This window comes from Thermomonas sp., assembly GCF_023953935.1.
Taxonomy (GTDB): Bacteria; Pseudomonadota; Gammaproteobacteria; order Xanthomonadales; family Xanthomonadaceae; genus Thermomonas.
The window spans coordinates 68,743-81,287 of record NZ_JAMLIW010000002.1 but is presented as its reverse complement, the minus strand read 5'-3'; the positions used below and the strand labels follow the sequence as shown (position 1 = coordinate 81,287).

9 protein-coding genes are annotated in these 12,545 nt (G+C 62.4%); 3 read left to right on the top strand and 6 right to left on the bottom strand.

Annotation, left to right across the window (positions count from 1 at the left end; all coding sequences use genetic code 11):
* Positions 1-44 precede the first annotated feature (44 nt).
* From M9902_RS03130 to M9902_RS03120, 3 genes are all read right to left on the bottom strand, one after another.
* Positions 45-1,205, bottom strand: a complete 1,161-nt coding sequence (locus tag M9902_RS03130) for an isovaleryl-CoA dehydrogenase (protein WP_297221140.1) — start codon at positions 1,203-1,205, stop codon at positions 45-47.
* 107 nt (positions 1,206-1,312) lie between these two features.
* The gene (locus M9902_RS03125) at positions 1,313-2,413 is read right to left on the bottom strand and encodes a Glu/Leu/Phe/Val dehydrogenase dimerization domain-containing protein (RefSeq protein WP_297221139.1); all 1,101 of its coding nucleotides are present in this window, start codon (positions 2,411-2,413) and stop codon (positions 1,313-1,315) included.
* Positions 2,414-2,584: 171 nt separating this feature from the next.
* The gene (locus M9902_RS03120) at positions 2,585-3,412 is read right to left on the bottom strand and encodes a ChaN family lipoprotein (RefSeq protein ID WP_297221138.1); all 828 of its coding nucleotides are present in this window, start codon (positions 3,410-3,412) and stop codon (positions 2,585-2,587) included.
* Positions 3,413-3,493: 81 nt separating this feature from the next.
* Between M9902_RS03120 and M9902_RS03115 the strand changes: the two genes are divergently transcribed.
* The gene (locus tag M9902_RS03115; RefSeq protein ID WP_297221137.1) at positions 3,494-7,171 is read left to right on the top strand and encodes a methylmalonyl-CoA mutase family protein; all 3,678 of its coding nucleotides are present in this window, start codon (positions 3,494-3,496) and stop codon (positions 7,169-7,171) included.
* Between the two features lie 76 nt (positions 7,172-7,247).
* A complete protein-coding gene (locus M9902_RS03110; protein ID WP_297221136.1) occupies positions 7,248-8,741 on the top strand; it encodes a DUF5677 domain-containing protein in 1,494 nt (497 codons plus the stop codon).
* A 9-nt stretch (positions 8,742-8,750) separates the two neighbouring features.
* On the opposite strand, the gene M9902_RS03105 is transcribed toward M9902_RS03110, so the two are convergent.
* Positions 8,751-9,865 (bottom strand): IS3 family transposase gene (locus M9902_RS03105; RefSeq protein ID WP_297221135.1). Its coding sequence is split into 2 segments (ribosomal slippage): positions 8,751-9,613 and positions 9,613-9,865, totalling 1,116 coding nucleotides; the frame shifts between segments, so codons are not numbered across the junction.
* A gap of 329 nt (positions 9,866-10,194) precedes the next feature.
* Here M9902_RS03105 and M9902_RS03100 point away from each other — a divergent pair.
* Positions 10,195-10,893 (top strand): transposase, encoded by a 699-nt coding sequence (locus tag M9902_RS03100; RefSeq protein ID WP_297221133.1) that lies wholly within the window; start codon positions 10,195-10,197, stop codon positions 10,891-10,893.
* A 23-nt stretch (positions 10,894-10,916) separates the two neighbouring features.
* Here the strand turns inward: M9902_RS03100 and M9902_RS03095 are convergent, their stop codons facing one another.
* Both M9902_RS03095 and M9902_RS03090 read right to left on the bottom strand, forming a co-directional pair.
* A complete protein-coding gene (locus tag M9902_RS03095) occupies positions 10,917-11,186 on the bottom strand; it encodes a hypothetical protein (protein WP_297221131.1) in 270 nt (89 codons plus the stop codon).
* On the bottom strand, positions 11,183-12,535 hold the full coding sequence (locus tag M9902_RS03090) for a TFIIB-type zinc ribbon-containing protein (protein ID WP_297221129.1): 1,353 nt from the start codon (positions 12,533-12,535) through the stop codon (positions 11,183-11,185). The genes M9902_RS03095 and M9902_RS03090 overlap by 4 nt, the downstream gene beginning before the upstream one ends.
* Between the last annotated feature and the right edge of the window lie 10 nt (positions 12,536-12,545).

Sequence of the window (12,545 nt, the reverse complement as noted above, 5' to 3'; positions counted from 1 at the left end):
GCGCGTTCGAGCTTTATTGTTCTTGCGAATCACCAATCACGAATTCACCAATCACGCCCATCAAACAACTCCCGCCCGATCAGCATCCGGCGGATCTCGTTGGTGCCGGCGCCGATGGCGTAGAGCTTGGCGTCGCGCAAAATCCGCCCGGTGGCGAATTCGTTGATGTAGCCGTTGCCGCCGAGGGACTGGATGGCTTCCAGCGCCACTTGCACCGCCGCCTCAGAGGCGTGCAGCAGGCAGGCGGCGGCGTCGATCCGGCTCTTGTGGCCGGCGTCATAGTCGCGCGCCACCTGATAGGCGAAGGCGCGCGAGGATTGCAGCGCGGTATACATGTCGGCGATCTTGGCCTGCATCAGTTCGAAGGTGCCGATGGCCTGGCCGAACTGGCGACGCTCGCGCACATATGGCAGGGCGATGTCGAGCGCGGCCTGCATCAGGCCGATCGGGCCACCGGAGAGCACCAGACGTTCGGTATTCAGACCGCTCATCAACACCTTGACGCCGTTGTTGACCTCACCCAGCACGTTGTCCTGCGGGATCTCGCAATTCTCGAACACCAGCTCGCAGGTATTGCTGCCGCGCATGCCCAGCTTGTCCAGCTTCTGCGCGGTGGAAAACCCCGGCATGCCTTTTTCGACGAGGAAGGCGGTCATGCACTTGCTGCCGTGCTCGCGGCCGGCGGTGCGCATGTAGACGATCAGCACGTCGGCCTCGGGGCCGTTGGTGATCCACATCTTGTTGCCGTTGGCCAGCCACACGTCGCCCTTGAGCTCGGCGCGGCAGGCCATCGAGCCGACCACGTCGGAGCCGGCGCCCGGCTCGCTCATCGCCAGCGCGCCCTTGTATTCGCCGCTGCACAGCTTCGGCAGGTACTTGCTGCGCTGTGCGTCGTTGCCGTTGGCGTACAGGTTGTTGACGCAGAGGTTGGAATGCGCGCCGTAGGACAGGCCGATCGAACCGGAGGCGCGGCTGATTTCTTCCATCGCGACGAGGTGGGCGAGGTAGCCCATGCCGCTGCCGCCGAATTCGGCGGGGACGGTCATCCCCAGCAGGCCCAGCTCGCCCAGCTTGGGCCACAGCTCCTGCGGGAACCAGTTGTCCTCGTCGGCCTTGGCCGCACGCGGCGCGATTTCGGTGTCGGCGAAACGGGCCACCGCCTCGCGCAGGGCATCGATGTCTTCGCCGAGGGGAAATGGACGCATGGCGGTCGGATCCTGCTCTGAAATGGGGTCAGGTTCAGTTTTCGAAAACGGAGAACGAAGTCGGCAAGAGGGCAGGCTGAAAAGTGAACCTGACCCCTTTTCGGCGATCAGGCGCTGCGGATGCGGCCCTGGAAGCGCGGCTGGCTGCGGCCCATCGGCAACTTGAGCTTGCCGATCGCGCTGATGCGCTCTTCGGCGAGGCGGTCGGCGGCGCGGTAGGTCGGGATGCCGTCGCGGTCGGCGATTTCGTAGATGCGGGTGAGGTTGTGGTAGATCGTGCGCATCATCCGCATCGCGCGTTCGCGGTTGTAGCCGTCGAGCTCCAGCGCCACGTTCATCACGCCGCCGGCATTCACCGCGTAGTCCGGCGCGTACAGGATGCCGCGCTTGACCACTTCATCGCCGATCGCATCGGTGGACAGCTGGTTGTTGGCGGCGCCGCAGATGACCTTGAACTTGAAGCGGGGCAGGGTCTGCTCGTTGACCGTGCCGCCCAGCGCGCAGGGCGAATAGACGTCGGCTTCGACGTCGTAAATGGCGTCCGGCGCAACCGCCTCGGCGCCGAAGTCGGTCACGGCCTTTTCGACCCGATCCTTGTGGATGTCGGTGACGAAGATCTTGGCGCCGCGCTCCTTCAGCAACTTGACGTATTCCATGCCGACGTGGCCAAGGCCCTGCACGGCGTAGGAATACTTGCCCACGTCCTCGTCGCCGAACTTCTTGTTCAGGGTGGCCATCAGGCCCTGCAACGCGCCGTAGGCGGTGAACGGCGACGGGTCGCCCGAGCCGCCGTGGATCTGGTGGACGCCGGTGACGTACTGGGTTTCGCGGTAGACGTATTCCATGTCGTTGACGTCGATGCCGACGTCCTCGGCGGTGATGTAGCGCCCGCCCAGCGAATCCACGAACTGGCCGAACGCGCGGAACAGCGCTTCGGACTTGTCCTTGGCCGGATCGCCGATGATCACCGCCTTGCCGCCGCCGATGTTGAGGCCAGCCACGGCGTTCTTGTAGGTCATGCCGCGCGACAGCCGCAGCACGTCGTTCAGTGCCTCGGCCTCGCTGGCATACGGCCACATGCGGGTGCCGCCGAGGGCCGGGCCGAGCACGGTGTTGTGGATGGCGATGATCGCCTTGAGGCCGGCATCCTTGTTGTGGCAGAAGACGACCTGCTCGTGGCCGAAGGTGTCGAGGGTTTCGAAAATCATGGCGTGGCTCCGGCCGGCGTCGCACAGTAGGCGACGGAACCGGCGGCAGGGGTGGACGATGGCGGAAGTGCCGACGGCGAGACGGTCATTCGTCCTGCCGCAGCCGCCCATTGTAGTCCATCGCCTGAAACGAACCTGCCGTACGCCGTGGTACGGAATCGCCGCCGTGGCTCAGTTTCCGGACTTCGGCGGCTGGAATTGCGCGCAAGGATCGGGGCGCACGGTTTTCGGAATCCGGTGGACTTCATCGAAGCGCTCGGGCGCCGCATCGGGTTCGATGAAACCGACCGCATGCGCCGGCAAGCCCTGCTGCCGCAGCCAGTAGGCCACCGCGATGTCGCCGCGGGTGTGGCCGTTGCCGGCGATCAGGACGATGCCGTGGTCGGCGTGCTGGCGCAGGGTGTCGGCCATCACCACGTCGCGGGCGATCTGGGCCTTGGCCATCGGGGTCACGAATTGTTCTGGCAGGACGCCGCAGTGGCTGTCGCGGACTTCGGTTTCCTGTGCTTTCAGGACGTCTTCCGGGAGGGTATCGAGGTGGTAGCGGGCCATGAGCTCGGGCGACAGCGCCGCGGCAAAACCTTCCTTGACCACTTTCGAGGCCGCACCGCGCGACAGGTTGGCCGCATACAGCGGCAGGTGGTATTCGAGCGCCAGTGTGATCACTGGTTTGTAGTAGTCCCAGGTCCAGCCGGACTTGCCGGTGATCACCCGGGCCACCACGCAGTCGGCGTCACGGCACTCGCGCATCGCCGCGTCCAGCGCCGGCTGCTGCTCGGTGTCGAATTGCTCCATGGCGATCGCCGGCCGCCAGCCGGCTTCGAGCTTGGCGCGCAGCAGCTCGGCGCGCGCGGCATGGCCGGCGGCGCTGTCGTGGACCTCGCCCAGCAGCTGGATCTCCGGCGCGGCTGCGGACGTCCGCGATTGCGCCGCCTGGGCGGAAGCGCCCAATGTGACGGCGCCAGCGATGGCGAGGGAAAGCCAGATACGTTGCGCCATGACGACATGCTCCGAGGGAAAGGGACGTTCAGACTTGCGCGCTACACTAAAGGGTCAACCTGAAGATGTGTACAACCGTCCATGAACAGCCCCGCATCCGCCCCGCAGGACGCCAAGTCGCCGCCGCTGCGTTTCGTCACCGCCGCCAGCCTGTTCGACGGGCATGATGCCGCGATCAACATCATGCGCCGCCTGATCCAGGCGCAGGGTGCGGAAGTGATCCACCTCGGACACAATCGCAGCGTCGAGGACGTGGTGCGCGCGGCCTTGCAGGAAGATGCCGATGCGATCGCGCTGTCGTCCTATCAGGGCGGGCACATGGAGTACTTCAAGTACATGGTGGACATGCTGCGCGAACGCGGCGCCGGCCACATCCGCGTGGTCGGCGGCGGCGGCGGCACCATCACGCCGGAGGAAATCCGCGAGCTTCAAGCCTACGGCGTCGAACGCATCTACCACCCCAACGACGGCATGCACATGGGGCTGGTGCCGATGATCGAGGACGTGATCGCCCGCGCGAAAAGGTGTCAGGGACAATTTCGCGCGTCCGGACAGGCAGCACAGGCAGCACCGAGCGCGGTTGGGGAAATTGTCCCTGACACCTTTTCACAAAAGCCGGCGTTCGATGACGAGATCGGCATCGGGCGACTGCTTAGCGCCATCGAAGATGGCCTGATTCCTGAAGCGGAGCTTGCCCGGCTCCGCGCCGCGTGGGCCACAGGGTCTCACGAATCACGGCGGTCTCGCACGCCGGTGATCGGCATCACCGGCACCGGCGGCGCCGGCAAGTCCTCGGTGACCGATGAATTGCTCAACCGGTTCCTGGCCTGTTTCCCGCAGATGCACATCGCGGTGATCTCGGTCGATCCGACCCGGCGCCGCACCGGCGGCGCGCTGCTGGGCGACCGCATCCGCATGAACTCGCTGCGCAGCAAGCGCGTGTTCATGCGCTCGATGGCGACCCGTCGCCAGCACGTGGCGACCAATGCGGTTCTGCGCGACTGCATCGGCCTGCTCAAGTCGCTGGGTTTCGACCTGGTGATCGTCGAGACCGCGGGCATCGGCCAAAGCGATTCGGAGATCGTCGATCTGGTTGATTTTTCGACCTACGTGATGACCAGCGACTACGGCGCGGCCAGCCAGCTGGAAAAGATCGACATGCTCGATTACGCCGATCTGATCGTGCTCAACAAGTACGACCGGCGCGGGGCCGAGGACGCGCTGCGCGATGTGCGCAAGCAGTGGCGGCGCAACCACGTCAAGTTCGACCTGCCCGAAGAACAGGTGCCGGTGTATCCGACCATCGCCAGCCAGTTCAACGACCCCGGCCTGAACTGGATGTTCGTGAACCTGTGCCGTCTGCTGCGCGAGAAGTCCGGGCTGGCGCTGGAAGATGCGTGGCAGCGTGGGTCCGCCCACTGCAATTTCAAACCTGAAATCGACACCACCCTGAAGGAGCCCCGCGCCACCGTGCTGATTCCAGGCAGCCGGGTGCGTTATCTGGCCGAGATCGCCGAGCAGGGCAGGGCGATCAACCGCCAGATCGAAACCCAGGCCGAAATCGCCGACCGCGCGCAGTCGCTGTGGCAGGCGCTGAAAGAGTTGGGGGATGTCAAGCAGCCGAAGGCGCTGGAGTTGTACAACGTCGATGCTTTGCTTCCCTCTCCCCCCGGGAGAGGGACCGAGGGTGAGGGTTCGGCGGGCGGAGCGAATTCAGATGTGTCGAGCCCTCACCCCAACCCCTCTCCCGAGGGGAGAGGGGCTCAGGACGCCGACCGCTCCCTGCTCACCCTGCGCCAGCGCTACAACGAGGCCGTGCAGACGCTGGCGGCCGAGAACCTGCGCCAGCTGCGCGAGTGGCCGGCGCGGCTGAAGTCGATCGTCGATGCGGCCAACGAATACGAGGTGCGCGGCAAGGCCATCCGGGTCGAAAACTATCGCGAATCGCTCAGCCACCAGCAGGTGCCCAAGATCGCCGCGCCGACCTACAAGAGCTGGGGCGAGCTGCTGACTTTTCTCGGCAAGGAAAACCTGCCGGGCAGCTATCCCTACACCGGCGGGGTGTATCCCTACCGCCGCAGCGGCGAGGATCCGATCCGCATGTTCGCTGGCGAGGGCACGCCCGAGCGCACCAACCGCCGCTTCCATTACCTGTCGACCGGGCTGCCCGCGGCGCGCCTGTCCACCGCCTTCGACAGCGTCACCCTGTACGGCGAGGACCCGGCGCCGCGCCCTGACGTGTACGGCAAGATCGGCAATTCCGGGGTCAACGTGCCGACCCTGGACGCGATGAAGAAGCTGTATTCCGGCTTCGACCTGTGCGCGCCCAATACCTCGGTGTCGATGACGATCAACGGCCCGGCGCCGATTATCCTGGCGATGTTCATGAACACCGCCATCGACCAGCAGGTGGAGAAATACCTCAAGGCCGACGGCGACCGCTGGAACGGCGCGCAGCGTCGGATCGAGGCTTTCTTTGCCGACCGCCAGCGCCCGATCTACCACGGCGATCTGCCGGACGGGAACGACGGCCTCGGTCTGGCCTTCCTCGGCATGACCGGCGACCAGCTGGTCGATTCTGAAACCTACGCCCGGATCAAGACCGAGACGCTGAAAACCGTGCGCGGCACGGTGCAGGCCGACATCCTGAAGGAAGATCAGGCGCAGAACACCTGCATCTTCAGCACCGAGTTCGCGCTGCGGATGATGGGCGACATCCAGCAGTATTTCGTCGATCACGGCGTGCGCAATTTCTACTCGGTGTCGATCTCCGGCTACCACATCGCCGAGGCCGGCGCGAACCCGATTTCGCAGCTGGCCTTCACGCTGTCCAACGGTTTCACCATCGTCGAGTACTACCTGGCGCGCGGGATGAAGATCGACGATTTCGCGCCGAACCTGAGCTTCTTCTTCAGCAACGGCATGGACCCGGAATACACGGTGATCGGCCGTGTCGCCCGCCGGATCTGGGCGCGGGCGATGCGCGAGCGCTACGGTGCCAGTCCGCGCAGCCAGATGATGAAGTACCACATCCAGACCAGCGGCCGCAGCCTGCACGCGCAGGAAATCCAGTTCAACGACATCCGCACCACCTTGCAAGCGCTGTACGCGCTGTTCGACAACTGCAATTCGCTGCACACCAATGCCTATGACGAGGCGATCACCACGCCGACCGAAGAGAGCGTGCGGCGCGCGGTGGCGATCCAGATGATCATCAACAAGGAGCTGGGGCTGAACTTCTGCGAGAACCCCTGGCAGGGCAGCTTCGCGGTGGAATACCTCACCGATCTGGTGGAAGAGGCCGTCTACAAGGAGTTCGAGGCGATCAGCGAGCGCGGCGGCGTGCTCGGCGCGATGGACACCATGTACCAGCGCGGCAAGATCCAGGAAGAATCGCTGTACTACGAGCGCAAGAAGCACGACGGCAGCCTGCCGCTGGTCGGCGTCAACACCTTCCTGCCGAAGGAGCACGGCGGCGAGATCGCCACCGAGATCGAGCTGATCCGCTCGACCGAAGGGGAGAAGGGGCAGCAGATCGAGAACGTGGCCGCGTTCCAAGCCAACCGCAATGACATCACCCCCGTTCGTGGTGAGCTTGTCGAACCACGGGCGGGCAGTGGACTTGCCTATCTAAAGGCGACGGCACGGGAGCGCCGGAATGTGTTTGAATCGCTGGTGGAAGCGGTGAAGACGCATTCGCTGGGGCAGATCAGCCATGCGTTGTATGAGGTGGGTGGGGAGTACCGGCGGAATATGTAATTTCAATCTCGGCATTACCGCTGTCTACGAGGGCCCGCTGAAGCGGGCCCTTAATTTGACAAGGGGCAGTGAAGCTATGAATAAGAAGCGTGGAAAAACAAAGCGTCGAAATCGCTCGAAAAGCAACAACAGTGCGCTTTCGCAGCACAAGATGATTGGGAAGAAGCTGCTTCCGCCTATGTTGCACATGCTTCCGCAGGAAAAAATGAAATTTTCCTCGTGGGTCAATAATCGCCTCCCTGAGGTTCTTTGGGCAGCACTGGCTGCAAATGCGCTTCCACGAGAAGATTTGCTTCATATGTTCCTCCAAATTGCGGAGCAGTTGTGCAAGTCGGCACATGCACAAGGTGATGCCAAAGAATTCGACTTAACGCATTCAGCGCTGGAGTTGTTCCCAGGCAGTATCGAGCATCTGAGCGCGATTCTGCTTGAGCACCCGGCGGGTCTATCGGCGCTTAGGCCTTTGCTGTTGTTTGAGGGGATTCCTGCACGTGACCGTTGGGTATCTGCATTGAATGTTGAGCCTACGGAAACGGATGGTGCTGCACTCGTAGCAGCGGTTGGTGGGTGCTTGGATCACCAGTCTCAGCAATCTACGGACATTCGTTGGCTGACATTGATGTTCAAGATTGGCGCAGGCAAGGCCCAATTCCCTGCGGACATGATCAAAAACCTTTTGAGATATCTGGATCTAACGCCTGAAGCTGAGGAGATGCGCTACATAAGGCCTTCGATTCGTGCGGCCGAGATGGCTTTTAGGGTGATGTCGCCTAACGAAGAGGAGATTGAATCTCCTTGGTGCAATTCGTTCTGGATGGAATGCCTCGAGCGTAGTCAGTGCGCCCCCTATGAAGGTGTAGGCGATGATTCGCCTGTTCTCTTATTTGACGAAGAGAAACTTCAAAAGTCTTGGTTTGAGAAGCAATACGAGTTGGTCGAGCGTTTTTCGCAGGTGCAAGCGACTACAGGCGTTGATGCGCGATTTGATGCGGTCTTCGGGATAGCACTATTTGCGGGCAACCTTTTGCTTGAAGTGATGCATGGAAGAAATCGGATTGGCATCAGTGGACGCTTGCTTCTCAGGAGTCTGGCGGAGTGTCGGATCACCTTGTCATATCTGATCGCTCGGAATGACGATGTCCTTTGGGCTCGTTTTAGGCAATTTGGTATTGGTCAAGCAAAACTTGCTTTGTTGAAGTTTGACGATGCAGTGGTTCCGCCGAAGTTCTTGAGTGAAAAGGCGCTGGCAATTATTGCCAATGAAGACGCTTCTGAGGAGTTTGTAGCTGTTGACCTTGGGCATTGGTGCGATCTTGATCTGCGCAAGATGGCTGAGTACGCTGATGTCAAATATGAATACGATGCATATTACGGATGGTCGTCTGCGTTCGTGCATGGAAGCTGGTCTGCGATCAGGGATGCCTCATTGGCCACGTGTATAAATCCACTACATAGACTGCACCGCGTTCCTAGAGGTATTCAGCGCCCCATGGAGGATGTCCTTGAAGATGCGGTGGGTCTATTCAATAGAATTTGTGCCGATGTCGATAAAGTCTACGCGGGAGCGTAAGCTCCCCCGTCAAGCGTACATTTCAGAAGTAGAACATCTGGCGGATAGATTGCGGTACTCGATGGGTGTCATGCCGTTGAGTGCGTCGTGCTCGCGGTGCTCGTTGTAGTCGATGAGGAACCGCCACGTGGCTTCACGTACGTCGTCCAGTCGAGCGAACATGTACTGGTCGAGCACGTCTTCGCGATAGGTGCGGTTGAAGCGTTCGATGTAGGCGTTCTGGTTGGGCTTGCCGGGCTGGATGTACTGGATGGCCATGCCGTGGGCCTTGGCCCACGCGGTGAACGCATCCCCCAGGAACTCGGGGCCGTTGTCGGTGCGCAGCACCTGCGGCAGCGGTCGTTCCTGACGGATCTGCTCGAAGATGCGAACCAGCCGTTGTGACGTGATCGAGGTGTCCACTTCGATATGCACGATCTCCCGGTTGAAGTCGTCGATGATGTTGAAGGTGCGGAAGCTGCGGCCGCAGGCCAGTGCATCCAGCATGAAGTCGGCGGACCAGACTGTGTCAGGGTGCTCCGGCACGTACAGCGGCACGCGCTCGCGCTTGGGCAGGCGGCGCGAGGCCGCCCGGCGCAAGTTGAGCTTCATCGCGCAGTACACCCGGTAAATGCGCTTGTCGTTCCAATGCGGATGGCTTCTCTCCAAGCGTTGGCAACACTTTCCGTACCCGCGGCTGGGCCGCTCCTCCACCAGCTTCGCCAGGGCAGCGATCAACTCGGCATCACGCACCGTCCAATCCAATGGCGGCGCATACCAAGCCGAGCGCGACAGGCCGACACAGCCGCAGGCTCGGCGAAGCGGGCGTCCCTGCGTCTCCATCAGGAAGCGAACCGCCTCGCGCTTCTGCGCCGGCCCTACAATTTTTTTGCGATCAACTCCTTCATCGCCGCGTTGTCCAGCGCCAGCTCGGCGTACATCCGCTTGAGCTTGGCGTTCTCGGCTTCCAGATCCTTGACCCGCCGCAGATCCGACGCCTCCATGCCGCCGTACTTCGACTTCCACTGGTAGTACGTGGCGGTGCTGATTCCGGCCTGTCGGCACAGATCCTTGATCGGCACGCCGGCATCGCCTTGCTTCAGGGTCGAGACGATCTGCGCCTCGGTGAACTTCGATTTCTTCATGGAACCTCCTGGCGGAAAGATGCCAGAAAGTTCTACTTCTCAGGTGTTCGCGATAAGGGGAAGCTTACGGGAGCATCGGAGGAGTTGGTGCTGCATCGCGCACAGGAAGCTTCAGTCTCTGCGACAGATGACAGTTGAAAGTAGAGGCGGGGAGTAATTCCGTTCGGCAAGGCTTGCTGATTGAGCTACATCAACAGGAAAATGGTGTCAGGGACAATTTTGGGGAAAACAGAAAATAGTGTCATGGACAATTTTTAGAGCTAATCTCTGACCGACGGCTGCTGGTTTCCCTGATTGCCCGGTACCGTACAAGGCGGCACGCTGCAGGTATGGCCCGCCATCCTCGCTCCGACCTTCCCGGCATCCCGCAGCACATTGTGCAGCGGGGCAACAATCGGTTGCCCTGTTTTCTCGACGACGAGGATCGCCAGCATTACCTGCAGTGTCTGTTGGAGGCATTGGCCCGATTCGGATGCCAACTGCATGCCTATGTGTTGATGGACAATCATGTCCATTTGTTGATGACGCCGGGCGAGGTGGGGGCGATGTCGCGGCTGATGCACACGTTCGCGCGCAACTACGCCGGATTGTTCAACCACCGGCATGGGCGCACCGGCACGTTGTGGGAAGGGCGGTACAAGGCTTGTCTGGTGGCTTCGGACGCCTATTTCCTCGCCTGCAGCCGCTACATCGAACTCAATCCGGTGCGCGCCTGGATCGCGGCGCAGCCGGCGGACTACCTATGGTCGAGCCATCGTGCGAACGTCGGCCGCACTCGCGATCCACTGCTGAGCCCGCACGCCTGCTACCTGGCGCTCGGTCCCGACCCGGAGTCACGCGCGATGGCCTATCGCAGCTTCTTCGATGAGGCTCTAGCGGATGACATGGTTGCGGAAATCCGGTGCTACCTGAGGCAACAGCGGGCGTTGGGGTCGGATCGCTTCCGGGAATGGGTCGAGGCGCGCACCGGGCGATTCGCGACGGCACGGCCACCCGGGCGACCGCCGCAAAGTTCGAATTGTCCCTGACACCGTTTATCGGCCGTGCCGGTTCAGGAAGAATCGCCCGTCTCCACCCGCTGCACGCGCTTGCGGTACTCCTTCACGTTGTCGCCTTCGATGCGCGGATTCCGGGTGCCTTCGGTCTTGCCGACCTTGTGATCGAACTCGGTGCCGGTGATGGGCTGCGCTTCGACCGCGGTCTCGTGCTCGAAGTCGTGGGATTTGTCGGTGTTGCGGTAGAACCGGTACAGGTACCAGTACAGGCCGGCGCCACCGGCCGGGCCAAGCAGGAGCAGGGCCAAACCGCCGTCGTCGCTCATGTCAGGATCCAGATGGCAAAGGTTTCGAGGATGGTGCCAACCGTGAGCGCGGCCAGCAGCAGCTTCCACTGCTGGACCGGGACGCTGCCCATGGTTTCGCCGGTGCGGCCGTTGACTGCGATGTAGTGCAGCATGCCGCGACCGCTGCCGCTTTTTTGCTGGTAGGAATACAACCACACCGGCAAATACATCGATACCCAGCGCGAGCCGTGCACGCTCAGGCCTTCCTGCTCCCAGCGCACGCCGCGGTCGTAGCGTTTCACCGTGGCCTGCACCTGGGCACGGGCCACCGACATCAACTGGTCTTCCAGATGCGGGAGCAGTTGTTCCACGTTCTGGTCGCGCTTTTCCGAGCTGTAGCCGGACAGGTAGGACGCGTTCCACTTGACCGCGTTCTTGGTGTCGAACGGCAGGATGGTGTTGATGATGTTGTTGGTGTTGACGCTGGTGTTGAGGTTGCCGCGACTGGCCGAGGACTCCATTTGCAGGTCGTCCACGGTGAAATCCACGTGCCGCTGGATCTGGTAGATGTCGGCGTCGTAGTAGGTCTGCTTGTTGTTGTTGCTGCCGCGGGTGTAGCGCCGGGTCTCGATTTCGCCATGCCCGGCGACGTCGGAGCTGGCCTTGGCATCGACGATCATGTACGGCAAATACACGCCGATGACGTTCTCGGGCGTGAATTCCTGCTTGAACGCCTTGAGCGCGAACAGCTGCCGCTTGGCCACGAACTGGCGGATGCGGGCGACCGCGTTGTCTTTCTTGATGTGGAAGGGCAGCACCGCATCGGGCACGGCGCCGTTGGAGACCTGTTCGTTGACGCCGAACACGTGGCGACACCAGTGGCAGCGCGCGGTCATCGCGTTTTCGGTGTTGACCGTCACCTCGGCGCCGCAGCCGGTGCATTTGAAGCTGACCAGGCTGGAGCTGTCGGCGGCGATGTCCTGCGCGCCGGAGGCGATGATCGTGCCTTCGAGGTTGTCGAGGCCCTCGCCCAGCCCGAATTCCTCTTCCACCCGGGCGCCGTCCCACTCGTGGCGGCAGTACATGCAGATCAGCAGGTCGCTGCCGGGCTTCTGGCGGATTTCGGTCGCGCCGCATTTCGGGCAGCGGTTGGCGCCGTCCTTGAGCTCGGGCGCGGCGGTGTCGATGGCAACCGGATCGGGGGCCAGGATTTCGTCGCGGATGGGTTTGGGCAGGGTGTTCGGGTCGATCGCCGAACTTCCCGGCGCGGGCGGTACGTCGCGCGGCGAGCCGGGGCCGGTGGGGAGCGGAGGCGGTCCTCCCGCGCCGGCGCCGGAGGGCGGCGGCGGGGAGGACGGCAGCGGTGGCGGAGGGGTGCCGTTGGCCATGGAGAGTCCG